The following is a 25,782-nucleotide window of genomic DNA, read 5'->3' as shown; positions in this document are numbered from 1 at the left end:
ACTATTCATGCAGTTGACATTTCATTGCTACGGCATATATTCCTCTCCATCCTACTCACGAGGGGCGCTTCTCGAGGGCGCTTTCGAAGTGGAGTTTGGATGCGGCGCCCGCGGACGTGCCTCGCAAGCACGGACTCGGGAGGTCGGGGGTCACCGTCCGGGCCCACTACGGGGCTCTGCCGCTTGCGGCTGGACGGGTGCGGGTGAAGGCGGGCGAAAGCCTGACCGGAACGAAGGACTTTCATTAGTCCTGCCCAGTACCCGGAAGCGCGGTCCCTCGAACAGAAAAGCCGCGATGGCGCGCCGAAAGGCGATGCGCGGATCGCAAGGGCTTTCGCAAGCCGGAGCGAAACGCGAGAACGACCCAATTGCGCCTTTCGGCGCGTCATCCCCCTCATTGATGAGGGGGAAAACCGGTCCACTCGCTTTGCGCCAAGGGCGCGATACGGACGGCGCGTGGGCGGCGAGATTTTTCCAGGGAATGGCGTGGCTGTTTGACAGGTGAAGCGGAAGCCGCGGCAGTGTGTGACGCAGGGCGCGCTCCACATACTCTCGTGTCATCCCCGCCTAGTGCGCCGAAGGCGCACGCGGGGCGGGGATCCATACGCTGCGACGAAATAGTTGGAAGAAGAGCGCCGTAACCTTCTTCGCGCATCACGAACTCGGAGGTTATGGGTCCCCGCCTTCGCGGGGACGACAACCGCGCTTGTGGAAGTCTTGCGTGTAACAGCACCGCATGCGCAACAGAACAGAGGCGCATCAATCCCCCAAACCATGGAACCGCGTTTCCCTTACGTTAACTTCTGCGTAACCGCCCCTTAAACCGCGGCCGCTAGGCTCGCGGTATCGGGTGGCGTGGTGTTTGCGTATGGCGTGGGGCAAGAAAAAGAGCGGGCGCAAGGAGCCGACCTTTGGGCTCGGTGCGGCGCTGTCCGATCTGCGCCTCACGGCGGATGATCGCGTGCCGGGCGGCGGTGATGACCGGCCGAAGAAAACGCCCAAGCAGGCGCCGAAACGCGAAAGCTCAAATGGCGGCGGCGACAAGCCACGCAAATCCCGAACATCCAGCAAGGCGCGCAGCTCCGGCGGTTTCGGCAAGGGCGTCAAGCGGCTGTTCTACTGGGGCGCGGTGCTCGGCCTGTGGGCGGCGATCGCCATTGTCGGCGTCGTGATCTATGTCGGCGCGCATCTGCCGCCGATCCAGTCGCTGGAAATTCCCAAGCGCCCGCCGACGATCCAGATCGTCGGCATGGACGGCACGGTGCTGGCGACGCGCGGCGAACAGGCCGGCGCCAATGTGTCGCTGAAGGATCTGCCGCCCTATCTGCCGAAGGCGTTCATCGCCATCGAGGACCGGCGGTTCTATTCGCATTACGGCGTCGACCCGATCGGCATCGCGCGCGCCGCGGCCACCAACCTGATGCATCGCGGCGTGTCGCAGGGCGGCTCGACGCTGACACAGCAGCTCGCCAAGAACCTGTTCCTGACGCAGGAGCGCACCATGGCGCGCAAGCTGCAGGAAGTGGAGCTGGCGTTCTGGCTGGAGCGCAAACATTCCAAGGCGGAGATCCTGGAACTGTATCTCAACCGCGTCTATTTCGGCTCCGGCGCTTACGGCGTGGAAGCAGCGGCGCAGAAATATTTCGGCAAACCCGCCAAGAACGTCACGGTGGCGGAAGCGGCGATGCTGGCCGGCCTCGTGAAGTCGCCGTCGCGCCTCGCCCCGAACCGCAATCCGGAAGGCGCCGAGGCCCGCGCCAAGGTCGTGCTGGCAGCGATGCAGGATGCCGAGTTCATCACCGCAGCCCAGGCCAAGGGCGCGGCCGGCGTGCCGCAATACAACGTCAAGCCGGTCGGCGCCGGCACGGTGAACTATGTCGCCGACTGGATCGGCGAAGTGCTGGACGACCTCGTCGGCCAGGTTGACGAGAGCATCATCGTCGAGACCACCATCGATCCCAAGCTGCAGAGCGTCGCCGAAGCCGCGATCATCGACGAACTGGCGGCCAAGAGCGTCAAGTTCAACGTGACGCAGGGCGCGCTGGTGGCGATGACGCCGGACGGCTCGGTGCGCGCCATGGTCGGCGGCCGGAACTACAGCGAGAGCCAGTTCAACCGTGCGGTGACCGCGAAGCGCCAGCCGGGATCAAGCTTCAAGCCGTTCGTCTATCTCACCGCCATCGAGGCGGGGCTGACGCCGGAGACGATCCGCACCGACGCGCCGATCGATATCAAGGGCTGGAAGCCGGAGAACTACACCCACGAATATTTCGGCTCGGTGACCCTGACCCAGGCGCTGTCGATGTCGCTGAATACGGTGGCGGTGCGGCTCGGCATCGAGGTCGGCCCGGCCAGCGTGGTGCGCACCGCGCATCGGCTGGGCATCGCCTCGAAGCTGGAAGCCAATGCCTCGATCGCACTCGGCACCTCGGAAGTGTCGATGACCGAACTGGTCGGCGCCTATGCGCCCTTCGCCAATGGCGGCCTCGCCGTGTCGCCCCATGTGGTGAACCGCATCCGCACCGTGGAAGGCAAGAAGACGCTGTATACGCGGCCGGCGGAGACCGCGAGCCAGGTGATCGACGGCCGCGCCGTGGCAATGATGAACACGATGATGCAGCAGACGATTTTATCCGGCAGCGCCAAGAAGGCCGAACTGCCGGGCTGGTACGCTGCCGGCAAGACCGGCACCAGCCAGGATTTCCGCGACGCCTGGTTCATCGGCTACACCTCGCAGCTCGTCACCGGCGTCTGGCTTGGAAATGACGACAATTCACCGACCAAGAAGGCGACCGGCGGCGGACTGCCGGTGGAGATCTGGTCGCGCTTCATGAAGACGGCGCATCAGGGCCTGCAGCCGCAGCCGGTGCCGGGCCTGGCGCCGTCGAATTCGTTCAGCAACAATCCGATCGGCCAGGCGCTGTCGAGCCTGCTGCCCGGATCGAGCGCACCGTCGCCATCAGCGCCACCGGAACGCGGCTATGTGCCAAGCGCCCCCGTCTATAACGGCTATCGTCCACAGCCACCGGCACCGACCCAGACCAACTACCCCGCTGCGCGCCAGCAGCCGCAACAGAACGTGCGGCCTGAAGCCGCGAGTGGGCTCGATGGCTGGCTGACGGAGCGTTTGTTCGGGAGGTAGCGAGCGAGCGTCCCGGACACGCGATGCACAGCACCGCGGCCGGGACAGGAAGCTCAGTCCTGCACGCCGAAACGATGCAGGTCGTTGCCATGGGTATCGAGCCAGGCCTTGGCGCGTTCGGTCGCCGGGCAGATCCGCCCGACCACGCGCCAGAACTTCACCGAGTGGTTCATCTCGACGAGATGCCCGACTTCATGGGCGGCGAGATAATCCAGCACGAAGGGCGGCGCCAGGATCAGACGCCATGAGAACGACAGCGAGCCCTCGGTGGTGCACGACCCCCAGCGGCTCGACTGATCTCGGATCGAGATCCGCTTCACCTTGACGTTCAGCTGCGCCGCATAGCGGTTCGATGCCTTGACGAGATCGGCCTTGGCTTCGCGCTTGAGGAAATCGTGGATACGTCGGTCGATATGCTCGACATCGCCGGCGACGCAGATGATCTTCTCGCCATTGTCGCGGGTCTCGGTCCACACCGTCCCCCGCCCCGCACGATGCACGATTCTATGCGGAGTTCCCCGCAACGGAACCGTTGTGCCGTGTTCGAAGGGTGCTGCCTTCGGCAAACGGCCGAGACGCGCGGCGATCCAGGCGCCATGACGTTGTGCAAAGTCCTTCGCATCGGCCAATGACCCACGCGGCGGCATGGTCAGGATGGCTTCGCGCTCGCTCGGATGAATTCGCAGCGTGTAACGCGTCGCACGGCGGTGCCTGCGCAGGCGTATGGCGAAGATCTGGGAGCCGTGTTTGACGGCAAGCGTGTCTGGTTCGGTGGGGCGGCGGTAGAGAAGTGCGCGGAAGGCCATGTCAGTAGTCCCGGTCGTCAGTAGATCGACCGGATTCTGCCATAACCGCCGCCACGGGAATTGCTCGGCGCAAAAACAAATCATTTGCCCAATATACGGGGTCAAAAGGCGATTTGTCCCCTACCGGATGGGGTCCGGAACAGGAATCTGGATTCAAAAGAACGTTGAATTTCGGAATCTAGGAGTGAATCGCGCACCGCTGGTAGAAATAGGCGGAAAATCCGGTTTCCATGCCTATTTTCAAGGGCTTAGAAAGCGCGCCATCGCAACTCACCCGCGATGATCGCGCATTTCAACGATGTTGTTTTCGATTCATCGATGGTGATCGCGCACATGCGATGACGATGCATCGTCACCGCATGTGCGCGTGTTGAATCACTCCGCAGCAGCGGCGCGATGGCGCGCGCTTGCTGCGCTCAGCATGAAGTCAGACACGCGCGGCACGATTTCAGATTTGAATCGCGATCCATTGAACACGCCGTAGTGTCCAACGCCCTTCTGAACGTAATGCACACGACGCTCATCGGGGATCGAACTGCACAAGATATGCGTCGCTTCGGTCTGACCGAGACCCGAGATGTCGTCGTTCTCGCCTTCGACAGTCATGAGCGCAACGTTGACGACCTTCGAGGGATCAACAGGCTTGCCGCGATGGGTCATCTCGCCCTTCGGTAGCGCATGTTTGACGAACACGGTATCGACGGTCTGCAGGTAATACTCTGCAGTCAGATCCATCACCGCCAGATATTCGTCGTAGAATTCGCGATGCTTGTCCACGAGATCGCCATCGCCCTTCACCAGGTTCTCGAACAGCTTCTTGTGTGCTTCCACGTGGCGGTCGCGATTCATGCTGATGAAGCCGCTGAGCTGCAAAAAGCCTGGATAGACGTCGCGCATGATACCTGGATGCGGAAACGGCACCTTGGTGATCACGTTGTTGCGGAACCAATCCATGCCCTTTTCGGCCGCGAGATTGTTCACAGCGGTCGGATTGCGGCGTGTATCGATCGGGCCGCCCATCAGCGTCATCGACAGGGGCACATAGGGATCGTTCTCGGCTTCCATCACCGACACCGCAGCAAGCACCGGCACGGCGGGCTGACAGACGGCGAGAACATGGACGTTGCCGCCGAGCACGTGGAACATCTCGATCACATAGTCGATGTAGTCTTCGAGATCGAAGCGGCCCGCGGCCAGAGGTACCTGACGCGCATCCGACCAGTCGGTGATGTAGACCTCATGGGTCGGCAGGAAGGCTTCGACGGTACCGCGCAGCAATGTCGCGTAGTGACCGGACATCGGCGCCACGATCAACACGCGCGGCTGCGGTGCGCGCAGCGGACGCGGGTGCTTGCGATCGAAATACAACAGACGGCAGAACGGCTTTTCCCACACCGAGCGAATCTCAATCGGCGTGCGTACGCCGTTCACGTCGGTATCGTGAAGGCCCCATTCCGGCTTGCCGTAGCGACGCGTGGTGCGCTCGAACAATTCGCAGCCCGCCGTCACCGACTTGCCGAACTCGGTCTGCGAGAACGGATTCAGCGGATTCTGAAACAGCATCCTGGTAGCGTCTGTCATCGCGCGCGCCGGATTGAGCGACGCGTAGGCCATCTCATACATCCAGTACATCGGGGTGGTCAGAGCCGGGCTCGTCTCGGACGGCAGGGCTGGCGGCCTGCCAAATTCACCTATCGGCATCTGTCCTCACTCGTTGAGCGTCTGCTTTTGCGCTGCAGTATATACTGGTGTCTGCGTAAGAAAGCGTCAATGCGCCGCACGCATGGCTTTCAGGCCATTGGCGGTAAAAACGGCGGTTATCCCTTGATAAATGGTCTTATTCGCCGCCGGAGATCAGCGTTCCGGCGCGCCTGGCGCTGTTCAAAAGCCCAAGAAATATCGCGAATGAAACAATAAACAGCACGACGTTGATGGCCAGCGCAGTCAACATCAGGTCGGCGCGGAAGGTGTGATCGAACAGCAGCGCCCGCATGCCCTCGAACACATAGGTCGGTGGCAAGGCCCAGGCGACATATTGCAGCCAGGCCGGCAGCACCGAGACTGGATAGTAGACGCAGGCCAGCGGCATCAGCCCGAACATCAGCGTCCAGACAATGCTCTCGGCGCCGAGGCCGTTGCGCAGCACCAGACCCGACACAAAGATACCGAGCGACCAACTGGTGAAGATCAGGTTGCAGAAGAACGCGATCAGCGGCAGGCCGAGCGCGAACAGGTTGAATTTGAAGAACATTGCGAGAATCACCATCGGGATGATGCCGATGGCGAGGCGGATCAGGCTCATGATCATCAGCGAGATCAGAAACTCGATCGGCTTCAGCGGGCTCATCATCAGGTTACCGAGATTGCGCGCCCACATTTCCTCGAGGAAGGAGATGGAGAAACCAAGCTGGCCGCGAAACAGGATGTCCCACAGGATGACTGCGCCGATCAGCGTGCCGCCGGCCTGGGCGAAGAACCCGGCGTTCTGCGAGATGTAATTCTGCAGGAAGCCCCAGGTGATGATCTGCAGCGCCGGCCAATAGACCAGCTCCAGCATCCGCGGCCACGACGACACCAACAGATACCAGTAGCGCAGCACCATCGCATTGATGCGATGCATGGCGATGCCGTGTGACCGCTCTACGAGGCTCATGGCGCCTGCTCCCGGTCGCGACCGCGTGCGACGTCGAGGAACACGTCTTCCAGCGTCGTGCGGTTATAGCGCAGCAAAATCTGCTCCGGGCTATCGTCGTCCTCGATGCGGCCCTTCTTCATGATGATGACGCGGTCGCATAGCCGCTCGACTTCCAGCATGTTGTGCGAGGCCAAGAGGATCGTGGCGTTGTTGCTCCTGCGATAGGTCTCGATATGTCGCCTGATCCAGTCGGCCGTATCCGGGTCGAGCGAGGCCGTCGGCTCATCGAGCAGCAACAGCTCCGGCGCATTGATCAACGCCTTGGCCAGCGCGACGCGCGTTTTCTGGCCTGCAGAGAGCTTGCCGCTGGCGCGGTCGAGAAAATCGGTGAGATCGAGGTCTTCGGCCAGTTGCGCGATGCGGCCCTTGAGGTCAGACACGGCATAGAGCTTTCCGAACACGGTGAGGTTCTGCCGGACCGTGAGCCGCATCGGCATGTCGACGTAGGGGCTTTCAAAATTCATCCGGCCAAGCACTTCGGCTGATTGCGCCGGCATCGCGCAGCCGAGCACCGAGACCTTTCCCGAGGTCGGCAGCGTCAGCCCCATGATCATGGCAATGGTGGTGGTCTTGCCCGCGCCATTGCCGCCCAGGAGACCGGTGATGCTGCCGCGCGCGATCTTGAACGAGATGTCATCCACGGCGCAGTTGGTCTTGTAGAATTTGACGAGATGAGCGACGTCGATCGCCGCCGCAGCATTGCGATCAACCGTCGCCGCATGACCTGACTTGGTGTCTTCAATCGTCATTGCTGCCGTTCCATGCGGCATTGTGGCGGCGAAGGCAAGCTTGGGCGCTTCAAGTGGCCGCAGCCCGCATGGGTTTGTGGTCATCGCCCGGGGCGTCTAATGTCCTGATATGACCGATATTTCCGCCTCCGACTTTCGCCAGCCGCGCCGTTATGTTCGTCTCGACACGATCCTGCGTTTGCGCTGGCTCGCGGCGCTCGGCCAGTTGGCTGCGATCTTCGTCGTGGTGCAGGGGCTCGAATATGACGTCGCCATCATTCCCTGCGTGACGATCATCGGCCTTTCGGCGACCCTCAATCTCGTGCTGCAGACGCTGTTCAATCCGGTCCACCGGCTGGAACCGCTCTTCGCAGCCGCCCTGCTCGCGCTCAATATCATTGAGCTCGCGGGCCTGCTCTACTGCACCGGCGGATTGCAGAATCCGTTCTCGTTCCTGTTTCTGGCACCGGTGCTGATCTCCGCGACGGCACTGCCGACGCGGTTCACCATCGCGCTCGGCGTTCTCGCGGCAGCCTCTGCCACCGTGCTGGCCTTCTTTCATCTGCCGCTACCGTGGGACTCCGCAGAACCGCTGGTGCTGCCGCAAATCTATCTGCTCGGCGTCTGGTTCTCGATCCTGACCGCCATCGGCGTAACCAGCCTCTATGCGTTTCAGGTCACCGAGGAAGCCCGCAAGCTTTCGGACGCGCTCGCCGCCACCGAACTGGTGCTGACACGCGAGCAGCATTTGACCCAGATCGACGGTCTCGCCGCCGCTGCCGCGCATGAATTGGGAACGCCGCTCTCAACCATCTTCCTGATCTCCCGCGAGCTAGAGAAGAACATCCACAACAACCCGGAACTCGCCGACGACCTGAAGACCGTGCGCGAACAAGCGCAGCGCTGCCGCGAGATTCTCTCCAAGATCACGCAGCTGAATTCAAGCGGCGCGCCATTCGACCGCATGCCGCTCTCGCAACTGATCGAGGAAGCCGTGGCGCCGCATCGCGACTTTGGCATTGCCATCAAGATACGCATCGCCGTCGCCAACGCCCCGGAACCGGCCGGCATGCGTAATCCGGCAATCCTCTACGGCGTCGGCAATATTCTGGAGAATGCGGTCGATTTCGCGCGGGAGCAGGTCGAAGTGAACGCCTGGTGGAATGCGGAAAGTATCGTGATCTCGATCTCGGACGATGGCCCGGGCATTCCACCGGACCTGCTGAAGCGGATCGGAGAGCCCTATCTGTCACGCCGGCGCCCTGCCGAAGAGGGCGAACATCGCGGCCTCGGCCTCGGCGTATTCATCGCGCGCACGCTGCTGGAGCGCACCGGCGCCAGGGTAACGTTCAGCAATCGTGTATTTCCCGATCACGGCGCGGTGGTGCAAATCTCGTGGCCGCGCGACGCGTTCGAGACTGCGGACCAATTGGCCGATGTCGACTGATACAGGTCTCACTGTCGCGTGAACGCAGCCGACAGTTGCACCTCATTGACAGCTAGACGCCTTTGAGCCAATTTTATCTCGGTTGATACGACCTGCCGGTTGCGCCCTGAACGGGACGGTGAACGTATCACTTCCTTTGCCGACACCCTTTGTCCGAGCGACCGGGTCAGCAACGCAACCACCTGATGCCCCCTGGTTCGCTCATGCAAAGGACGAAACAGATGCGCGATTTTCGCGATGCAAAGGCTATGGCGCAGACCCTGCGCGAAAACCTCACCACCAAAGCCGTCACGATCAGTCACAGCGAAAGCCTGGAGCTGATATCGAGAATATTGGGTGTCGCTGACTGGAATACCTTGTCTGCGATGCTGCAGGTCGGTCGAACTTCGCCAGGAGTGCCGACTATCAAACTTCAAACCGGAATATCAAGCTACCCGACCATTCCTCTGAGAGATCTCGTTCCATTCCCGACAACGACCTACCCGCTTTTTGTCGGACGGGAGAAAACAATACTCGCTCTGAAAGATGCCTTCGCGCGGCAGCGGGAGGTCGTGCTTGCTATTCAAAAGAACGAAACTGTCGACGAACCTGGCTTCGAGGACATCTACGACATTGGCGTTCTCGCCCAGTTGCTTGAAATTCAAAGGCTTGATGACGGCACGCTCAGAGTTCTGGCACAGGGGCGTCAACGCGTCGTGATTCAGCGTTTCGTAGGCGAGACTGGCTCGTATAGAGCCGATGTTACAGGCGTGAGTGAGGGTCCTATTCCTGATGAGCCCGAACTGATCCAGCAGGCAGTCAAGCGGTTCGAGAGCTACGTTTCGGCTCACGACATGCGCGTGCCACCGATTTGGCCGCCACTGGAGAGAACCCTCGACCCCGGACGGGTTGCCGACGTCATCGCCTCGCATATCGTCCTGCCGATCAGCGAAAAGCAGAGGCTGCTGGCGACCCTCGACCCAGTGAAGAGGCTGAAAAGCGCCGATGCACTTATCGACCTGTCGACGCTGCCGCTTTCTCCCGCGCTTCATGCAACACGGCGACGCGCTATCGAATATGCCGACCAGAGAGGCCATCAATATGCAACCTTGGAGCACCTGTTACTTGCACTGGTCGATGACACCGATGCCGCAGCGGTGCTGCAGGATTGCAATGCCGATTTCGGCACGTTGAAAGCCGACCTGATCCGCTACCTCGATAAGGAACTGAAAAATCTGATGATCGAGACCGGCAAGAATGGCCAGCCGACGGCAGCATTTGTGCGTGTGTCCCAGCGCGCTGCGATTCACGCGCAGGAGCTTGGCTGGCCTGAAGTGAAAGGGTCAAACACCCTGCTGGCCATCTTTCCCGAAACAAGAAGTCCGGCTGTCTGCCTGCTGAGCGGACAAGGCATCACCCAGAAACTGGCGGCTGCCTCGATCACTGGAAACACAGGAACGGCCTGACGACGTCCGGACGTCCCAGAGTGTCGTTCACAAATGCCGGCTTGGGCGATGGCGATCGCCCGGCCGGCAAGTGTATGATGCGCCTTGGTTAGACCGCCGGATCGGGAAACGCCGCAGCCTGCTGCACCGCGCGGCGCTTGATGAAACCAACCATGACCAGCGCCACGAGCCCGAGAACGACCGGCGGGAAAACCACAGCATTGACTGTCGACCAGCCGTAATTCGCGAGCAACTGGCCGGACGAGAACGAGCCTACCGCCATCAGGCCGAACACCAGGAAGTCGTTGAAGGCCTGCACCTTGTTGCGCTCCTGCGGCCGATGGGTCTCCAGCACCAGTGCGGAGGCGCCGATGAAGCCGAAATTCCAGCCTAGGCCAAGCACCACGAGACAGACCCAGAAATGCATCGCGCTGATGCCGGCGATGCCGATCACCGCGGCGATCGCCTCCAGCGCCAAACCTGCGGCCACAACCTTCGACGCGCCGAAGCGTGCGATCAACGATCCCGTGAAGAAGCTCGGCCCATACATCGCCACGATGTGCCACTGCAGGCCGAAATTGGAATCGCTCAGCGTCAGCCCGCAAAGCTTCATCGCCAGCGGTGCCGAGGTCATCACCAGGTTCATCATGGAATAGGACACCACGCCGCAAATCGCAGCCGCGATGAAGCGCGGCTGCCGCACGATCTCCAGCAGCGGCCTGCCGCCATGCATGTCCGCGGGCGCGGGCCTCGGCGCATCCACCGTGGAGAGCAAGGCCATCGCGATCAAGGCAACGACCGCCTGCGCCGCGAAGCTCGCGGCAAACAGATAGGGCGACCAGATATCCATGGTCCATTGCACGAGCTGCGGGCCAAGCACGCCGGCGAATACGCCACCAGCCATCACCCAGGAGACGGCTTTCGGGCGATAGGACGGGCTGGCGCCATCGGCGGCGGCGAAGCGATAGGACTGCGCGACCGCGCCGTAGAAGCCGCCGAAGAATGTCGCGCAGCAGAACAGTGCGAATGATGCTTTCAGGATCGCGATGGCGCCGAGCAGGCCGCAGATCGCACCGGCGCCACTGCCGATGATGAAGGCGACGCGGCGACCATAGGCGCGGGAGATCATGCCGACCGGCAGCGTCCCGCAGGCGAGCCCGACGACATAGACCGAGATCGGCACCGTCGCGAGCGACACGCTCGGTGCCAGCGTTGCACCAACGATGGCGCCGGTGGCGAAGATGACAGCCGAATTGGCGCCGCCAAGCGCCTGCGCCGCAGCCAGCCGCAGCACGTTGGAACGTGCGCGCGCGTCATCGTGAATCTCTGGGGTAGCCGCGTCGATCATGGGGAAATCCGCCCGGATGTGGCCCGGTTCGTCCCGGGGTCTTTATTCGCCACGACTATGACGACCGCCCTGCGGCAGATCAACACACGCCAGCGCGCACGCACCATGCGCCGATCATCCCGGCGACCTGGCAAATACAAGGATCAGATTGTTGGCGGGCATCTCGATGACCTCAGCCAGCCGAAGGCCGACGCCCTGCGCGACGTGCTCCAGATCCTCGACATCGCGCACGCCCCAGTCAGGATTACCGTCGCGCAGGCTGGTGTCGAACACGGCATTGCTCACGGCCGTATGTTTGCCGCCGCGCTTGAACGGGCCATAGATAAAGAGACGTCCATCCGGCCGCAGATATCTTGCTGCGCCCGCGATCAAACCTTCGGCGACGGGCCATGGCGCAATGTGGACGACATTGGCGCAGAACACCGCGAGCAGAGCATCCGGCCCGCTACCGTTCTCCATCTCCGGACACCATGTGGGATCCAAGAGATCGATCCGCAGCGGCGGTCTGACATTCGTCAATTGCGCATGGGTGCGCCAGGCGGCGATGCTTTTGAGATGGGCGTCATTGAGATCGCTCGGCCACCAGGTGATGTCGGGCGTTTGTCCAGCGAAGTGAATGACATGCTGGCCGGTGCCGCTGCCGACTTCCACAACATCGCCGCAACCCTGCTGCAGGAAAGTCGCAAGAACCCGCCAGATCGCCTCGTGGTTGCGATGGAAAGCTGCGGCATCGAGCCGGCCATCATCTTCCACGCGCCGGCCATCCCGACCGAACTCAACCACATATTCCGCCATCAGGTCCTCACTGCTGCGGGCAGTATCCCGAAGTTGCGTTCACGAACAAGAGAAGAAAGAGGTCGTCCAAACACCGATAATTGGGTTATTATTCTGATGAATACCCGATCTGAAGAAGGATCGACCGCAGAATTGGTACACCCATGATCTTCCGTCAGCTGTTCGACAGTGTGTCCGGCACGTATAGCTATCTGCTTGCCAGCCGCCACGGCGGTGAGGCACTGATCCTTGATCCGGTCCTGGAAAAGGTCGATCGCTATTGCCAGTTGTTGCGCGAGCTCGACCTGAAGCTCGTGAAGGCGGTCGATACGCATCTCCATGCGGACCACGTCACCGGCCTCGCCGAACTGCGCGATCGCACCCATTGCGTCACCATCATGGGCGATCAGAGCAAGGCGGACGTCGTCGCCATGCGTGTCAGCGACGGCGACAAGGTGACGATCGAGGGCGTCGAGCTCGACGTGATGTATACGCCCGGCCACACCGATGACTCCTACAGCTATCTAATGGGCGACCGCGTCTTCACCGGCGACACGCTGCTGATCCGCGGCACTGGCCGCACGGATTTCCAGAACGGCAGCGCGCGGGCGCAGTATGATTCACTGTTCAACCGCCTGCTCAAGCTGCCGGACGAGACGATGGTATTCCCTGCGCACGACTACAAGGGCGACACCGTCAGCACCATCGGCGAAGAGAAGCGCTACAATCCGCGGCTGCAGGTGAAGTCCGTCGAGGACTACATCGAGCTGATGGGCAAACTTAATCTGCCAAATCCGAAACTGATGGATGTGGTGATCCCGGCCAATATGAAGGTCGGGCTGAAGCCGGACGCGCTGAAGAAGCAAGGCTTGGCGCTGTCTCCGCGGGAGGCCATTGCTCATCTCGGCGATCCCGCCATCCTGCTGGTTGATCTGCGCGAGAGCAGCGAACGCGCCAAGCACGGCGTGCTCGCCGGTGCGCTGCATGCGCCCTACCCGTCGATATCGGACAGCCTCAAGCCCGGCGGCATGTTGCGGGAGGTCGCCACTGCCACCAAGCGCCGCATCGTGTTCTTCTGTGCCTTTGGGGAACGTTCGGCCATGGCGGTCAATGCCGCGAAGGATGCGGGGATCGACAATGCCGCACATCTGGACGGCGGCATCGATGCGTGGAAGAAAGCTGGCGGCCCGGTGTTGGCCGCATGATATAGCGAGCAAGGCGGACCAACCCGCCACTCGACAGGGGGAGACTATAATGGCGTCGACACGATCGGCTGCGCCAATGCTGCTGGCAATGGTGTTCGCGTTTTCCCTGCAATCGGCTTCCGCACAGACCGCAGCACAGCCCCCCGCGCCAACATCTGCCGGCCCCATCGATCCAGCGTTGATGCAAGACCTCGTGGTGGCGAACCGCGTCCTCACCGATCTCAATGTAATCGACGGCTTCGGCCATGTCAGCATGCGCCACCCAACCGACCCCAACCGTTACCTGATGGGGCGCTCCGTGGCCCCGGCGCTCGTTACCGCCGACGACATCATGGAATACGACCTCGATTCCAATCCGGTTGATGCGAAGGGACGCGCCAGCTTTCTCGAACGCTTCATCCACGGCGAAATCTACAAGGCCAGGCCGGATGTCAAAGCCGTCGTCCATACACATTCGCCGGGGATCATCCCCTTCAGCGTCAGCAGCACGCCATTACGGCCCGTGTTCCACCTCGGCGCCTTCCTGTTTCCCGACGTGCCGGTGTTCGAGATCCGCGATAGCGCCGGCATGAGCAACATGCTGGTCAGCAACGCGCAGCTGGGCAAGGCGCTGGCCAGTACGCTCGGTGACCGCAGCGTGGCACTAATGCGGGGCCATGGCAGTGTCGTCGTGGCGAGCACAATTCCGATGGCAGTATTCCGCGCCCATTACAGCAACGTCAATGCGCAGCTACAGTCCCAGGCGCTCGCGCTTGGCGGATCCGTGAGCTATCTGCTGGGCGAGGAAAGCCAGAAAACGCTGGCTGTGATCGACCAGATCCATGGCCGGGCCTGGGATCTGTGGAAGCGCGCGGCGCTGGAAAAGATGGCGCCCAAATAGCGGCGACGCCTCAGGCCTCGTGAACCCGAACCTCGATGTCGTCATAGCCTTTGACGCGATAGACGATCACCGAGATCATCCAGCTCAGGATGAAGATCGCGATGATGAGGTAGCCGAGCGCGCCGAAATTCTCGTTCAGCGCTTCGATGCCGTCCCAGAAGCTACCTGACAGATCGAGCTTGCGGCCAATCAGGCCGAGCGCCTCGACGCCGCCGATCACCAGCGCCACGATCACCGACACCAGCGTGATGATCATGTTGTAATACAGCTTGCGGATCGGCTTCACGAAAGCCCAGCCATAGGCGCGCACCATCAAGACCGAGTCCGTCGCATCGACCAGCGACATTCCCGCCGTGAACAGTGCGGGAAACACGAGAATCGACCACATCGACATGCCATCGGCGCCTTGCGAGGCGGAGATACCCAGCAGCGCGATTTCGGTCGCGGTGTCGAAGCCGAGGCCGAACAGGATGCCGAGCGGATACATGTGCCAGCTCTTCGAGATCACGGCGAAGACCGAACGCAGCATGCGGCCGATGACGCCGCGCTGCGAAAGCAAAACATTGAGATCTTCATCGATGAATCGCTCACCGCGCTTCACTGCCTTGAACAGCCGATACACCGATACGAGAATGAAGATATTGGCCACTGCCACGATCAGCAGGAAGAAAGCCGAGACGCTGGTGCCGATCAGGCCGCCGATTTCCTTGAAGTCCGCAAACTTGTCCTGCAGTGCCGACACTGCCAGCGCCACGAAGATGGATGCCACGACGACCACAGTGGAGTGACCGAGCGAGAAAAACAGGCCCACGGACAGCGGCCGCTTGCCGGACTGCATGAGCTTGCGCGTCACATTATCGATGGCTGCAATGTGGTCGGCGTCCACAGCGTGGCGCAGGCCGAAGGTGTAGGCGAGCAGCGCGGTGCCCAGCAGAACCGGCTGGTCGCGGAAGGCGATCAGGGCCCATATCCAGGCCAGCACGTTGGCCGGGATCAAAATGGCGTAGATAGTGATGATGCGGCCGCGCAGATTGTCGGCGCCATCGTTGAACAGTGTGCGGATCATAGAGATTCTTGCAGTCCGGATTACCACCGGATTGTCTCAGGAAGGCCTGACGGACGCAACCTGGCCTCATTCGCGTCGAATTCGCCGCATTTCCGGCACAAAGCTATTAACTGCAGCGGCCAGTTAGGTGGCAGCAGGGGTGCCGCTTCCTATATCTACGTGATAAGAATGACACAGACTTCGCTGCGCGCCGATCGCGCGGCCTAACCCGAGGCGTTGATGGACACCGAACAGGAACAGAAGACACCCGCAGAACTGAAGGAAATCCGGCTCGCCCGCAAGGCGGCGCAGGAAGCCGAAGGCGTGAAGGCGATGGCCGACATTGCGGCCGCCGATGTCGCCATCCGCAAGCGGACCGAGGAACTGCGCGCGCTTCGCCTTGCCAGGGAAGCCGAAGAACTGGCCAACCCGCCCGAACCCAAACCGAAAGCTACCAGAAAAAAGAAAACGAGCTGATGCCAACTGACGACAAAGCGACGAAATCCGAACGCGACGCCGCGGCCAAAGCGGTACTCGACAACATGGCCCGACTGAAGGCCATGCGCCTTGCCCGCGAAGCGGTATCGCCCCCCGCGCCGGCCAAGAAGAAGACCGCAACGAAATCGGGCAAGACGTCTTCGAGCAAGACATCGTCAAGCAAATCGACGGAAAAAGCACAGGCCCTGGCAGCGTGGCTCGCCGATCAGCGCAGCGGCGGCCGCAGGACCTGATCTATCTCAGGCCGCGCTCGGCGCAGGCCATTCGATCATGGTACGGGTCTTGGTCGCAGAATCGTAGACCTGGATCTGAAGCATCTGAAACTGGTTCTTCAGCTTCATGCCGGCTTCTTCCGCGGCTTCGACCGTATCGTGATGGGATTTGAAATGGCCATCCACCACCAGTGAATAACCTTCGGTCGGCGCCCTGTCGGCGCGAATGAATTTGCGCGCCTGCGGTTCGTCGAGCTCTAACTTCGGTTTTTTCATCGTCACTCCAGAACAAGATTCGCCCGATTTCAAAGCGGGCAGGACTCGCCCCCCGTTTACACAGTCATGCGGAAAAACACAGGGCAATTGCGGGATTACGGCAATATCTGCTTCAATCACGGTCAGAATGAGGTCAACACAAGCAATCCGGCGGGGAAAATGATGAGCGGACGAGTGGGCGGAGCCCGCGACGACAAACCGGCCAAGGACGACAAGCAAAAACCCGTCCCCACGCCGCCGCGGCCTGACGACGACGAGGAAGACGGCGATATCGCCACACCGAAACGCGATCGCGACGACGAAGATATCTAGCTGTGCGAAGGCATCGCTACATAAGACATCGGCGCGCCACGACTGACGCGCCGATAAATTTCAGATAGCGACGAGTCGTTAAGCTGCCTTGAGGCCGACATCCGGCAGTGTCGGACGGTGACGCAGCGCCTTGGTCATGATCCCCTCCACTTCCGCCTTTTCATGCGGCAGCAGCGCCAGACGTGGCGGCCGGGTCAGTGCGGTACCGCGGCCCATGATGTTTTCGCACAGCTTGATGCACTGGACGAGATCCGGGCGCGCATCGAGATGCAGCAGCGGCATGAACCATTCATAGATAGCCATCGCCTCTTGGAGGCGCCCGGCCTTGGCCAGACGGAACAGCGTCTCGCCTTCGCGCGGGAAGGCATTGGACATCCCCGACACCCAGCCGACGGCGCCCATCGCCACGCTCTCAACGATCACGTCGTCGAGGCCGGCGAACAACACGAAGCGGTCGCCGACCATATTGCGCGTGTCGATGAAGCGGCGTGTATCGCCTGACGAATCCTTGAAGCAGACGACCGTGTCGACATCGGCCAGCGTAGCGAGAATGTCGGGGGTGACATCGTTCTTGTAGATCGGCGGGTTGTTGTAGAGCATCACCGGCAGATCGGTGGCGGTGGCGACCGAACGAAAGTGCGCGGCAGTCTCGTGCGGCTTGGACGAATAGACCAAAGCGGGCATCACCATGATGCCATCGATGCCGACGCGCGCGGCTTCCTTGGCGGTATCCACGGCAAAGGCCGTGGTGAATTCGGCGATACCGCAGAGCACGGGCACGCGGCCCTTCGCGACCGACTTGGCCGCTTCCATGATCGCGATCTTTTCCTTGCGCTCCAGCGAGGTGTTCTCGCCGACCGAGCCGCAGATGATCAGGCCGGACACGCCGTCGCGGATCAGGCCGTCCATGACCTTCGCGGTGGCGTCGATGTCGAGCGACAGATCGTCATGGAATTGCGTGGTGACAGCCGGGAAGACGCCTTCCCAGGAAATGCGGGGACTCATGGAAAAACTCCGTGTGATGCCGGCGCGCATAGCGCGCCGGCTGATGAGGATGATGGGCGAGAATTAGAAGATCAGATCGTCGCGCCGACCTTACGCAGCTCGGCGAGCACAGGCGCTTTCGGCAGCCAGATCTTGTCGAATTCGGCAATGACGGCTTCGGTATCCTTGACGGCAACCTGACGCACGGGCACCGACGTGCCCTTAAAGTTCTCGATCAGCGCCGGCTCACCAGCGGCCAATTCGTCGATCTGCGCATCGAGCGTCGATTTGACAGCCTTGGTGATCAGTTCCTTGTCGGCGGCGGGCAGCGACTGCCAGACGCGGCCGGATACGACGGCGGCCATCGGCATGAAGACGGCATTCATCTGCAGGATCGACTTTGACACCTTGTCGAAGCGCTGGTTCCAGGAGAATTCCAGATCGGCTTCCAGACCATCGACCTGGCCATTCGACATGGCGTCGAACACCTGCGGCGTCGGAATGGGCGTCGGCGCCGCGCCAAGCGACGAGTAGAAGTCGCGATAGACCGGCGTCGGATTGATACGCAGCTTCATGCCCTTGATGTCGGCGAGCGTGTTGAGATCCCTGACCGCGAAGACCGCGCGCATGCCGGTGATGCCCCACCCGAGGCCAATGGTGCCGGTTTCCGCAGGAAGCACGTCGAACAGTTTGACGGCCGCCGGATGACGCACGAATTCCGCCACGGCTGGCGTGGAGCGCACGATATAGGGCGCGTTGATCGCCGCGATATGCGGCACGCGCGAACCGAGTTCGGCAGCCTGGATGAAGCCCATATCGAGCGCGCCGGTCTGCAACTGCTGCATCATCGCTGCTTCGTTGCCGAGCTGGCCGGAGTGAAACACCGTCATGGTGAGACGGCCCTTGGTCTCTTCCTTGAGCTGATCGGCGAGCTTCAGCGCAGCCTTGTTCCAGGAATGGCCGTTCGGCGTGATCAGGCCGAGACGCAGCTCCTTGGCCTGCGCCAATGCGAGCGACGGCGCAAACACCGAAGCAGCTGCTGATGCGGCGAGGAAGCGACGACGTGAGATGGTCATGACGGAGGCTCCTTGATGGGTATGGGGCTTACTTGATGAGGGCGAGAGACAGATACGGATAGAGCGAGAGCAGCACCAACAGGATGCAGGAGATGAAGAAGAACGGCAGCGTCACCATGAACATCTTGCCGGGCTTGGCGCCTGTGACGGCGGCGGCGACGAAGAAGCAGAGCCCGACCGGCGGCGACAGCAATCCGAGCACGAGATTGATCACAACCACCACGCCGAAGTGACGCGGGTCGATGTGGTAGATCTCGGTCGCCACCGGGAGCAGAATCGGCACGGTCATGATCAGGCCGGGCACGCCGTCGATCACCGTGCCGATGACCAGCAGGATGACATTGCAGATCAGCATGAAGCTGATCGGATCCTTGGCAACAGTCTGGATCCAGGCGGCGGTCTCCTGCGGCACCTTGCCGAAGATCAGAACCCAGGAAAACACGGCGGCCGCGGCCACAAGAAACAGCACGATCGCCGAATAGATACCGGAGCGCAGCATCATCTGCGGTAGCTGCGACCACTCGAATTCCTTGGTCCAGTATTTGCCGACAACAGCAGCGGCGACAGCGCCGACGGCAGCCGATTCCGTTGCGTTCGCCAGACCGCCGAGGATGGAGCCGACGATGACGATGGGAATCAAAAGGGTCGGCGAGGTGCGCAGGATGGTCATCACGCGCTGTTTTGGCGTCTGATATTCAGCGCGCGGATAGTTGTAGATGTAGCCCATCAGCGCGATGACGACGCAGAACATGCCGGTCAGGATTACGCCGGGAATGATACCGGCGATCAGCATGTCGCTGACCGACACCTGCGCCAGCACGCTGTAGACCACGAACATCACCGAGGGCGGAATGATCGGGCCGAGCATGCCGCCGTAGGCGGTGAGACCGGCAGCGAAGGTCTTGTCGTAGCCCTTCTTCTCCATTTCCGGCACCATGATCTGCGCCATGATCGCGACTTGTGCGGTCGCCGAGCCGAGAATGGAGGAGATGAACATGTTGGCGAGGATGTTGACGTAGGCCAGTCCACCCTTGAGCGAGCCGACAAAGGCCATCGCCATGTCGACGATGCGCTTGGTGATGCCGCCGCCATTCATAATCTCGCCGATCAGGATAAACAGCGGGATCGCGATCAGACCGTAGCTGTCGACGCCGCCGAACAGTTGCAGCGGATAGGACTGGAACAGCACCGGATTGCCGGACGCCATGATGTAGACGAAGCCGGCGAGGCAGAGACAAAGGCCGATCGGCACGCCGACCAGCATGATCACCGTGAATGCAGCGAAGGTGATCATGTCAGTTCACCCCGTCGAGTTCAGAGAGCTGGAAGCCTTTCGGCGGCACCTTGGCGACGAGGCCGAGGTCCTCAAGCAGGTTGGCGATGCCATGGATGGTGATCGACACTGCGAAGATCGGCAGTGTCAGATAGAGGACCCAGGTCGGCCAGTTCAGCGTCTGGGTACGTTCGGTGTAGAGGAAATTGAAGGTCTGGCCGGCGAACTTCTTCGCGTCGAAGCCCGCCTGCGCCAGGCCGATCGGGTCCATCCAGAGCATGCAGGTGACGATCAGGCCGACACCGAACACGATCACCGTGCTCGTGGCGATAATCTTGAAGATCTGCTGGCTTCTGGCCGACAGACGTTCGGTCATCATGGTGACCGCAAAGTCGAGCCGCAGGCGGGTCATCGCGGAGGCGCCGATGAAGGTCAGCCAGACCACCGAATACACCGCCGACTCATCGATCCAGTAGATCGGGAAGTGCGAATAGCGGGTGACGACATTCACCAGGATCAGCGCCGTCAGCAGATACATCAGGCCCATCAGAGCCAGCCGCTCGAAGGCCAGCAGCCCGGCGGACGCCACCAGGATGACCCGGCGGGCCCCGATGGCCGGGGCCGTCGACATCGTCTGGTCACTCATAAACTGCCCCCGCTGTCACGATTGTGATATGATTTTTGGATCGTATAATTTATACAATTTCCCTGTCAAACGCTGATTTGCACAAATTCGCGCCTTGAGGAGTTTTTGTGCGGCAGCGAAGACGGGACGAGATCTGAGATCAATCCGGCCGAAATCCAGAGAAAAGGCTCGATAAATCAATGAGCGCGCCGCTAAAGCACCGCACCCTGTCGGCCATGATCGCGGATCAACTCCGCCAGGCCATCCTCGACGGCACCCACCCGGCCGGCGCGCAGTTGCGCCAGGACGCCTTGGGCGAGGCCTATGGCGTCAGCCGGATTCCGGTGCGGGAAGCCCTGTTTCAGCTTGAGGCCGAAGGGCTGGTGAAGATCGTCCCGCAGAAGGGCGCCATCGTCTCGGAACTGTCGCTCGACGAAATCAACGACGTGTTCGATCTCCGGGTCATCCTCGAGCCACGGATGCTGGCGCAGTCCGCGCCGCATTTTGTCGACAACGACTTCGCTGCACTCGACGACATCCAGCACCGCTTCGAGAAGGCGATTGCCGCCGGCAATATCAGCGAATGGGGACAGCTCAACGCCGATTTCCACATGGCGATGTATGTCCGGGCGCGGCAGCCGCGCACACAGACGATCGTGATGGCGCTGCTGCAAACCAGCGACCGCTACACGCGCATGCAACTCTCGACCACCACCGCGATGGGCATCGCTGAGAAAGAACACGCCGAACTCATCGCGCTGTGCCGCAGCCAGAAGATCGATGACGCCTGCCGTTTCCTTGAACGTCACATCGAGTCGGTGCGCGCAGACCTTTTGCGCGTCATCGGCCGCACCATTCCGAAGAGCGGCGCGGCGTAGACACGCCGCTCAGATCGCGTTGATCGCGGTCTATGCGAGCTCTTGCTCCACCAGCCCGGCGAGATAGCTCGCGCCGATCGGTAGGAGATCGTCGTTGAAATCGTAGCCGGGATTGTGAACGGGCACGCCGCCCTTGTCGGCGGTGCGCTGCCCGAACATCAGATAGGCACCACGGTTGCGTTCGAGCATGAACGCGAAATCTTCACCGGCAAGAATTGGATTGCCTTCGCGCAGCACCTCGGTAACGCCCGGCACCGCCGCCGCGGCTTCTGCCGCGCGCACCGTCTCGTCGGCCGTGTTGATCGTGGCCGGATAGGCGTGGCGATACTCGATCTCCGCCGTGCCGCCGCAGGCTTGCGCGGTCAGCGTCACCGCGCGCATGAACAACTCCTCGACGCGTTCGCGCACCTCGGGCTTCAGCGTACGTACCGAGCCGCGCAACTCCACCGTCTCGGGCAGAACGATGTCCGAGGTACCGCCATGGATCTGGCCGATGCTGATGATGGCGGATTCCAGCGCATCGATCTGGCGCGACGGGATCGCGTTCAAGGCATTCACCACTTGCGCGGCCATGGCCACCGTATCGATGCCCTGATGCGGATGCGCGCCATGCGACGAGCGCCCACGCAGCGTCACCTTGAAATAATCGATCGCCGCCAGCGCCGTGCCGGTCAGCGCCTTGACGGTGCCGAGCGGCATGTCCGGGCTGTTGTGGATCGCATAGATGGAATCGCAGGGGAAACGCTCGAACAACCCGTCGTCCATCATCGCCTTGGCGCCAGCGAGCCCTTCTTCAGCCGGCTGAAAGATCAGATGCACGGTGCCGGCGAAATTGCGCGTCTCGGCAAGATATTTCGCAGCACCAAGCAACATCGTGGTGTGCCCGTCATGGCCGCAGGCATGCATGCGGCCGGCATTCTGCGAGCGATGGGCAAAACCGTTGCCCTCCTCCATCGGCAGCGCGTCCATATCCGCACGCAATCCAATGGCCCGGTTGCTACCCGCCGCCTGATGACGGCCGCGGATCACGCCCACCACACCGGTGCCGCCAAAGCCACGATGCACCTCGATACCCCACTCCGACAGCCGTTCCGCCACCAGCGCGCTGGTGCGCTCTTCCTCGAAGCCAATCTCCGGATGCGCATGGAAATCCCTGCGCCATGCGGTCATTTCCGGGTGCAATTGGTCGAGACGTTCGCGCGGGGTCATATGCTCTCACCTTTGGATTTGTCCTTCCCATAGGCTAGCCCGGCGACCATGCCCTCGCAACCAACCGGCCGCATACGCTGCGCGCGCCACTTACTTCGGCGCTGAACCCGTGGTGACATTAAGCGGTTGGGATTAGCCGCTGCGAGATGCACGCCACCACAGGATCGATGACGTGCTGATCAGCCTGTCTGTGAATGCCGCGCGTTCTGGAAAAATGGCACGCCATTCAGAATAAAATGGCCCCCTATGCTTTTGAAAAGATATATAATTCCGATTGAAAACTTCATACGGTCCTCGCATGCGCTCGAACGGACGGCGCCTCCCGTTTGGGGGAAGAACCATTGCGGCGCTCGCAGTCACCACCGACAGCGCGGGCATTCTGATTATCTTGCAAGAGAGAGTCACCGATAACGAATTGCAGCTGTCGGATGGGAGGCCTATGCTGAGCCTATAACCACGCAGCCGCCCATCGCACGGCGAGAGTCTGCAGACAAAGACCTTACGATGGATGGCTTGCATTTTGCCCCGGAGGTCACGCCATGACCATTGCTCCCACCCTGCAGAAATACCTGGCCGCTGAAAACATCCAATACGAGGTGATCCCGCACGAACTCCGCATGACGTCGTCCGGCACGGCTGAGGCATGCCACATCTCGGGCGATCGCCTCGCCAAGGGCATCGTGTTGCGGCGCGACGGCGAATATATACTGGCCGTCTTACCCGCATCGCATCACCTCCGCCTGTCGGACCTGAGGACATCACTCGGCGACAATGTCCACATGGCCGATGAAACCGAGATCCATCAGCTGTTCCGCGACTGCGCACACGGTGCAGTTCCTGCCGTCGGTAAATGCTACGGGCTGGATATCATCGTCGACGACAGCATCCAGGCGCAGCCGGAGGTCTATCTGGAAGCTGGCGATCACGAGACGCTGCTTCATATGGGTCACGCGCAGTTTGCGCGCCTGATGGCCAACGCCCAACACGGGCGCTTTAGCGCGCATGACTGAGGATTAGTCCGACGATCCGCGGCGGCCGTCGCGGACCCAAATGGAAAGATCGTGCCGCTGCTTAATTGTCGATGCAGCGGTGCGACGCTTCTTTACGTCTCATGCCCTGCATCAAAATCGTCTTCGAAACGCAAATGCTTGACGCTGCGGCCGCGGCGCCGCACAAGCTTCAGGGCCTCCACTCCGATCCTGATATGCCTTTCGACATAGTTCGCGGTCACCTCCTGATCCGACGCTTCGGTCTTCACACCCTCGGGAATCATTGGCTGATCGGACACGAGAAGCAGTGCGCCAGTCGAAATGTGATTGGCAAATCCCGCAGCAAAGATTGTTGCGGTCTCCATGTCGATCGCCATGCTCCGTGTACGACGCAATATATCCCTGAAGCGATCATCATGTTCCCAGACACGACGATTGGTCGTGTACACGGTGCCGGTCCAATAGTCGTGACCGAGATCGCGGATCATGGTCGACACCGCGCGTTGCAACTGGAACGCGGGCAGCGCAGGAACCTCCGGGGGCAAGTAATCATTTGAGGTGCCTTCGCCCCGAATAGCCGCAATCGGTAGAACCAAATCGCCAATTTTATTTTTGCGTTTCAACCCACCGCATTTGCCGAGAAACAACACGGCTTTCGGCGCGATGGCACTTAACAGATCCATCACGGTTGCAGCATTCGGGCTTCCCATGCCGAAGTTAATCAGAGTGATACCATCGGCAGTCGCATTGGGCATCGGTCGATCTGCGCCCTTTACCAAACTGCCATACGCCGTGGCGAACCATTCGACGTAGTTGTCGAAGTTGGTCAAGAGAACATACTCTCCGAACTCAGCAAGCGGCGTGCCGGTGTAACGCGGCAACCAGTTTTCTACGATATCCTTCTTCTCTTTCATTCCCGATGATCTCGCCCGGAATTGTGCAACGCCGCCGCCTGTCAAACTAGTGGATAGGACCGTTCCCTGTCCAATGAGGCACTCTTGGATTATTTGGGTTCCATTAATCCACTTGCAACCGTGAATGGTCCGGGCCTTGCGTCGAATGCGCGCTGTTCAGGAGGGTGGATTGCCACAGCGGCCGCGTTTGTCCGGTCTGATCGCGCAGGAATGATGTTTTCTTCTGCGACCTCGCACGCAATTGATTGTATAGTTGGAGGACATGGAGAGAGGCGAGACATACTGCATTGCATCAATTCACCTGAACTCTAGGAACGGAGGTTCGCCATGAAAGTCAAAGAGGTGATGCACAAAGGTGTCGACTGGGTCAGCCCCGACACCCCTGTCACCGAACTCGCGAAATTGATGCGGGGGCATGACATTGGCTGCGTTCCGGTTGGCGAGGACGACCGCCTGATCGGGATGGTGACCGACCGCGACATTGTCTGCAAAGGGCTCGCGAGGAACAGCTTCGATGCCGGCCGCGCGACGGCGCGCGATGTGATGACCGAAGGTATCCATTGTTGCCGGGAGGACGACGATCTCGCAAAGGCAATACATCACATGGAGAAACTGCGGGTCCGCAGGCTGCCGGTGATCAACAAGAGTAAACGGATGGTCGGTATCGTCAGTCTGGGCGACGTCAGCCATTCTGCGTCAGGTGATTTGTTGTCCGAATGCGTCAAGAGCGTTTCGGCCCATCACTGAAACACGGCCAGCGCTCCTCTTGCGATCCGGCGGAGGGGCGCGGCCGTCGGCACGATCGTCGAACAGTTCGATGAAAGAACTTTGCTCATCGAGCCGCGATGAAGAAGGTCGTGCCTACGCGGTCACGCCATTGTCCGCAGGCGCAGCGAGGGCGTGGATCGAAACTGCGAACTTCTTATGTCATTGAGACTGCCTGATAATATCGACGATTCTTCTCGTCTTGCGCAGCCCTCACATTCGTTTCGACAACGAGCGATGGCTCGCCAATCCCGGTCGTATTGAGATTCTGCCAGGA

Annotated in this window: 25 protein-coding genes; 11 read left to right on the top strand and 14 right to left on the bottom strand. The window is 61.0% G+C overall.

Translation table 11 applies throughout. From position 1 onward, the window contains the following. Window positions 1-868: 868 nt before the first annotated feature. On the top strand, window positions 869-3,142 hold the full coding sequence (locus AB7813_RS23660) for a transglycosylase domain-containing protein (protein ID WP_441228524.1): 2,274 nt from the start codon (window positions 869-871) through the stop codon (window positions 3,140-3,142). 53 nt (window positions 3,143-3,195) lie between these two features. Here the strand turns inward: AB7813_RS23660 and AB7813_RS23655 are convergent, their stop codons facing one another. From AB7813_RS23655 to AB7813_RS23640, 4 genes are all read right to left on the bottom strand, one after another. Continuing rightward, window positions 3,196-4,032, bottom strand: coding sequence for a M48 family metallopeptidase (locus AB7813_RS23655; protein ID WP_089262719.1), 837 nt, complete (start codon window positions 4,030-4,032; stop codon window positions 3,196-3,198). A 291-nt stretch (window positions 4,033-4,323) separates the two neighbouring features. Continuing rightward, window positions 4,324-5,649, bottom strand: coding sequence for a polyhydroxyalkanoate depolymerase (locus tag AB7813_RS23650; RefSeq protein ID WP_441228523.1), 1,326 nt, complete (start codon window positions 5,647-5,649; stop codon window positions 4,324-4,326). Between the two features lie 136 nt (window positions 5,650-5,785). Next, a complete protein-coding gene (locus tag AB7813_RS23645; protein ID WP_089262723.1) occupies window positions 5,786-6,601 on the bottom strand; it encodes an ABC transporter permease in 816 nt (271 codons plus the stop codon). Next, window positions 6,598-7,392, bottom strand: a complete 795-nt coding sequence (locus AB7813_RS23640) for an ABC transporter ATP-binding protein (protein ID WP_441228522.1) — start codon at window positions 7,390-7,392, stop codon at window positions 6,598-6,600. Before AB7813_RS23640 ends, AB7813_RS23645 begins: the two co-directional genes overlap by 4 nt. A gap of 109 nt (window positions 7,393-7,501) precedes the next feature. On the opposite strand from AB7813_RS23640, the gene AB7813_RS23635 reads away from it, so the two are divergent. Both AB7813_RS23635 and AB7813_RS23630 read left to right on the top strand, forming a co-directional pair. Continuing rightward, window positions 7,502-8,818 carry an ActS/PrrB/RegB family redox-sensitive histidine kinase gene (locus tag AB7813_RS23635; protein ID WP_089262725.1) on the top strand — a complete coding sequence of 439 codons (1,317 nt, stop codon included), beginning with the start codon at window positions 7,502-7,504 and terminating at the stop codon, window positions 8,816-8,818. 221 nt (window positions 8,819-9,039) lie between these two features. Further along, complete coding sequence (locus AB7813_RS23630) at window positions 9,040-10,263, top strand: LON peptidase substrate-binding domain-containing protein (protein WP_441228521.1); 1,224 nt, start codon at window positions 9,040-9,042, stop codon at window positions 10,261-10,263. Window positions 10,264-10,351: 88 nt separating this feature from the next. Here AB7813_RS23630 and AB7813_RS23625 read toward each other — a convergent pair whose 3' ends face one another. Beyond that, on the bottom strand, window positions 10,352-11,590 hold the full coding sequence (locus AB7813_RS23625) for an MFS transporter (protein ID WP_441228520.1): 1,239 nt from the start codon (window positions 11,588-11,590) through the stop codon (window positions 10,352-10,354). Between the two features lie 114 nt (window positions 11,591-11,704). Next, complete coding sequence (locus AB7813_RS23620) at window positions 11,705-12,385, bottom strand: DUF938 domain-containing protein (RefSeq protein ID WP_441228519.1); 681 nt, start codon at window positions 12,383-12,385, stop codon at window positions 11,705-11,707. 143 nt (window positions 12,386-12,528) lie between these two features. On the opposite strand from AB7813_RS23620, the gene AB7813_RS23615 reads away from it, so the two are divergent. Further along, entirely contained in the window at window positions 12,529-13,569 is a 1,041-nt protein-coding gene (locus AB7813_RS23615) for an MBL fold metallo-hydrolase (protein WP_093759757.1), read from the top strand. A gap of 49 nt (window positions 13,570-13,618) precedes the next feature. Beyond that, complete coding sequence (locus AB7813_RS23610) at window positions 13,619-14,449, top strand: class II aldolase/adducin family protein (protein WP_441228518.1); 831 nt, start codon at window positions 13,619-13,621, stop codon at window positions 14,447-14,449. A gap of 10 nt (window positions 14,450-14,459) precedes the next feature. Here AB7813_RS23610 and AB7813_RS23605 read toward each other — a convergent pair whose 3' ends face one another. Continuing rightward, a complete protein-coding gene (locus tag AB7813_RS23605; RefSeq protein WP_441228517.1) occupies window positions 14,460-15,515 on the bottom strand; it encodes a HoxN/HupN/NixA family nickel/cobalt transporter in 1,056 nt (351 codons plus the stop codon). Window positions 15,516-15,734: 219 nt separating this feature from the next. On the opposite strand from AB7813_RS23605, the gene AB7813_RS23600 reads away from it, so the two are divergent. Further along, the gene (locus tag AB7813_RS23600; RefSeq protein WP_068732887.1) at window positions 15,735-15,971 is read left to right on the top strand and encodes a hypothetical protein; all 237 of its coding nucleotides are present in this window, start codon (window positions 15,735-15,737) and stop codon (window positions 15,969-15,971) included. After that, window positions 15,971-16,225 carry a hypothetical protein gene (locus AB7813_RS23595; protein ID WP_315840460.1) on the top strand — a complete coding sequence of 85 codons (255 nt, stop codon included), beginning with the start codon at window positions 15,971-15,973 and terminating at the stop codon, window positions 16,223-16,225. The genes AB7813_RS23600 and AB7813_RS23595 overlap by 1 nt, the downstream gene beginning before the upstream one ends. Before the next feature lie 6 nt (window positions 16,226-16,231). Here the strand turns inward: AB7813_RS23595 and AB7813_RS23590 are convergent, their stop codons facing one another. Beyond that, the gene (locus tag AB7813_RS23590) at window positions 16,232-16,480 is read right to left on the bottom strand and encodes a hypothetical protein (protein WP_068732883.1); all 249 of its coding nucleotides are present in this window, start codon (window positions 16,478-16,480) and stop codon (window positions 16,232-16,234) included. A 162-nt stretch (window positions 16,481-16,642) separates the two neighbouring features. On the opposite strand from AB7813_RS23590, the gene AB7813_RS23585 reads away from it, so the two are divergent. Continuing rightward, complete coding sequence (locus AB7813_RS23585; RefSeq protein ID WP_170849725.1) at window positions 16,643-16,792, top strand: hypothetical protein; 150 nt, start codon at window positions 16,643-16,645, stop codon at window positions 16,790-16,792. A 78-nt stretch (window positions 16,793-16,870) separates the two neighbouring features. On the opposite strand, the gene AB7813_RS23580 is transcribed toward AB7813_RS23585, so the two are convergent. The 4 genes from AB7813_RS23580 to AB7813_RS23565 form a co-directional block, all read right to left on the bottom strand. Next, on the bottom strand, window positions 16,871-17,797 hold the full coding sequence (locus AB7813_RS23580; protein ID WP_439065804.1) for a dihydrodipicolinate synthase family protein: 927 nt from the start codon (window positions 17,795-17,797) through the stop codon (window positions 16,871-16,873). Window positions 17,798-17,868: 71 nt separating this feature from the next. Further along, window positions 17,869-18,852, bottom strand: a complete 984-nt coding sequence (locus AB7813_RS23575; protein ID WP_441228516.1) for a TRAP transporter substrate-binding protein — start codon at window positions 18,850-18,852, stop codon at window positions 17,869-17,871. Between the two features lie 28 nt (window positions 18,853-18,880). Further along, a complete protein-coding gene (locus AB7813_RS23570) occupies window positions 18,881-20,146 on the bottom strand; it encodes a TRAP transporter large permease (RefSeq protein WP_089262743.1) in 1,266 nt (421 codons plus the stop codon). A 1-nt stretch (window position 20,147) separates the two neighbouring features. Beyond that, window positions 20,148-20,771, bottom strand: coding sequence for a TRAP transporter small permease (locus tag AB7813_RS23565; protein ID WP_120288274.1), 624 nt, complete (start codon window positions 20,769-20,771; stop codon window positions 20,148-20,150). 179 nt (window positions 20,772-20,950) lie between these two features. Between AB7813_RS23565 and AB7813_RS23560 the strand changes: the two genes are divergently transcribed. Next, complete coding sequence (locus AB7813_RS23560) at window positions 20,951-21,628, top strand: GntR family transcriptional regulator (protein ID WP_089262746.1); 678 nt, start codon at window positions 20,951-20,953, stop codon at window positions 21,626-21,628. A gap of 30 nt (window positions 21,629-21,658) precedes the next feature. Here AB7813_RS23560 and AB7813_RS23555 read toward each other — a convergent pair whose 3' ends face one another. Next, the gene (locus AB7813_RS23555) at window positions 21,659-22,837 is read right to left on the bottom strand and encodes a M20 aminoacylase family protein (protein ID WP_441228515.1); all 1,179 of its coding nucleotides are present in this window, start codon (window positions 22,835-22,837) and stop codon (window positions 21,659-21,661) included. 539 nt (window positions 22,838-23,376) lie between these two features. On the opposite strand from AB7813_RS23555, the gene AB7813_RS23550 reads away from it, so the two are divergent. Then, window positions 23,377-23,847 (top strand): aminoacyl-tRNA deacylase, encoded by a 471-nt coding sequence (locus tag AB7813_RS23550; RefSeq protein ID WP_089262750.1) that lies wholly within the window; start codon window positions 23,377-23,379, stop codon window positions 23,845-23,847. 92 nt (window positions 23,848-23,939) lie between these two features. On the opposite strand, the gene AB7813_RS23545 is transcribed toward AB7813_RS23550, so the two are convergent. Beyond that, window positions 23,940-24,740 (bottom strand): AMP nucleosidase, encoded by an 801-nt coding sequence (locus tag AB7813_RS23545; RefSeq protein WP_089262752.1) that lies wholly within the window; start codon window positions 24,738-24,740, stop codon window positions 23,940-23,942. A 327-nt stretch (window positions 24,741-25,067) separates the two neighbouring features. Between AB7813_RS23545 and AB7813_RS23540 the strand changes: the two genes are divergently transcribed. Beyond that, the gene (locus tag AB7813_RS23540; RefSeq protein WP_120288271.1) at window positions 25,068-25,487 is read left to right on the top strand and encodes a CBS domain-containing protein; all 420 of its coding nucleotides are present in this window, start codon (window positions 25,068-25,070) and stop codon (window positions 25,485-25,487) included. Window positions 25,488-25,782: the final 295 nt, after the last annotated feature.

The organism is Tardiphaga sp. 20_F10_N6_6 (genome assembly GCF_052076045.1).
Classification (GTDB): domain Bacteria; phylum Pseudomonadota; class Alphaproteobacteria; order Rhizobiales; family Xanthobacteraceae; genus Tardiphaga; species Tardiphaga robiniae.
This window is presented reverse-complemented; position numbering and strand designations above follow the sequence as displayed.

What these genes read in the sequence shown, in the direction of transcription:
- AB7813_RS23545 (WP_089262752.1), bottom strand. Translation starts at nt 24,740, where the DNA reads ATGAAAGAGAAGAAGGATATCGTAGAAAACTGGTTGCCGCGTTACACC.
- AB7813_RS23625 (WP_441228520.1), bottom strand. Translation starts at nt 11,590, where the DNA reads ATGATCGACGCGGCTACCCCAGAGATTCACGATGACGCGCGCGCACGT.
- AB7813_RS23660 (WP_441228524.1), top strand. Translation starts at nt 869, where the DNA reads ATGGCGTGGGGCAAGAAAAAGAGCGGGCGCAAGGAGCCGACCTTTGGG.
- AB7813_RS23640 (WP_441228522.1), bottom strand. Translation starts at nt 7,392, where the DNA reads ATGACGATTGAAGACACCAAGTCAGGTCATGCGGCGACGGTTGATCGC.
- AB7813_RS23650 (WP_441228523.1), bottom strand. Translation starts at nt 5,649, where the DNA reads ATGCCGATAGGTGAATTTGGCAGGCCGCCAGCCCTGCCGTCCGAGACG.
- AB7813_RS23590 (WP_068732883.1), bottom strand. Translation starts at nt 16,480, where the DNA reads ATGAAAAAACCGAAGTTAGAGCTCGACGAACCGCAGGCGCGCAAATTC.
- AB7813_RS23630 (WP_441228521.1), top strand. Translation starts at nt 9,040, where the DNA reads ATGCGCGATTTTCGCGATGCAAAGGCTATGGCGCAGACCCTGCGCGAA.
- AB7813_RS23610 (WP_441228518.1), top strand. Translation starts at nt 13,619, where the DNA reads ATGGCGTCGACACGATCGGCTGCGCCAATGCTGCTGGCAATGGTGTTC.
- AB7813_RS23540 (WP_120288271.1), top strand. Translation starts at nt 25,068, where the DNA reads ATGAAAGTCAAAGAGGTGATGCACAAAGGTGTCGACTGGGTCAGCCCC.
- AB7813_RS23560 (WP_089262746.1), top strand. Translation starts at nt 20,951, where the DNA reads ATGAGCGCGCCGCTAAAGCACCGCACCCTGTCGGCCATGATCGCGGAT.
- AB7813_RS23570 (WP_089262743.1), bottom strand. Translation starts at nt 20,146, where the DNA reads ATGATCACCTTCGCTGCATTCACGGTGATCATGCTGGTCGGCGTGCCG.
- AB7813_RS23620 (WP_441228519.1), bottom strand. Translation starts at nt 12,385, where the DNA reads ATGGCGGAATATGTGGTTGAGTTCGGTCGGGATGGCCGGCGCGTGGAA.
- AB7813_RS23605 (WP_441228517.1), bottom strand. Translation starts at nt 15,515, where the DNA reads ATGATCCGCACACTGTTCAACGATGGCGCCGACAATCTGCGCGGCCGC.
- AB7813_RS23645 (WP_089262723.1), bottom strand. Translation starts at nt 6,601, where the DNA reads ATGAGCCTCGTAGAGCGGTCACACGGCATCGCCATGCATCGCATCAAT.
- AB7813_RS23550 (WP_089262750.1), top strand. Translation starts at nt 23,377, where the DNA reads ATGACCATTGCTCCCACCCTGCAGAAATACCTGGCCGCTGAAAACATC.
- AB7813_RS23575 (WP_441228516.1), bottom strand. Translation starts at nt 18,852, where the DNA reads ATGACCATCTCACGTCGTCGCTTCCTCGCCGCATCAGCAGCTGCTTCG.
- AB7813_RS23615 (WP_093759757.1), top strand. Translation starts at nt 12,529, where the DNA reads ATGATCTTCCGTCAGCTGTTCGACAGTGTGTCCGGCACGTATAGCTAT.
- AB7813_RS23580 (WP_439065804.1), bottom strand. Translation starts at nt 17,797, where the DNA reads ATGAGTCCCCGCATTTCCTGGGAAGGCGTCTTCCCGGCTGTCACCACG.
- AB7813_RS23555 (WP_441228515.1), bottom strand. Translation starts at nt 22,837, where the DNA reads ATGACCCCGCGCGAACGTCTCGACCAATTGCACCCGGAAATGACCGCA.
- AB7813_RS23585 (WP_170849725.1), top strand. Translation starts at nt 16,643, where the DNA reads ATGAGCGGACGAGTGGGCGGAGCCCGCGACGACAAACCGGCCAAGGAC.
- AB7813_RS23635 (WP_089262725.1), top strand. Translation starts at nt 7,502, where the DNA reads ATGACCGATATTTCCGCCTCCGACTTTCGCCAGCCGCGCCGTTATGTT.
- AB7813_RS23655 (WP_089262719.1), bottom strand. Translation starts at nt 4,032, where the DNA reads ATGATTTGTTTTTGCGCCGAGCAATTCCCGTGGCGGCGGTTATGGCAG.
- AB7813_RS23600 (WP_068732887.1), top strand. Translation starts at nt 15,735, where the DNA reads ATGGACACCGAACAGGAACAGAAGACACCCGCAGAACTGAAGGAAATC.
- AB7813_RS23565 (WP_120288274.1), bottom strand. Translation starts at nt 20,771, where the DNA reads ATGAGTGACCAGACGATGTCGACGGCCCCGGCCATCGGGGCCCGCCGG.
- AB7813_RS23595 (WP_315840460.1), top strand. Translation starts at nt 15,971, where the DNA reads ATGCCAACTGACGACAAAGCGACGAAATCCGAACGCGACGCCGCGGCC.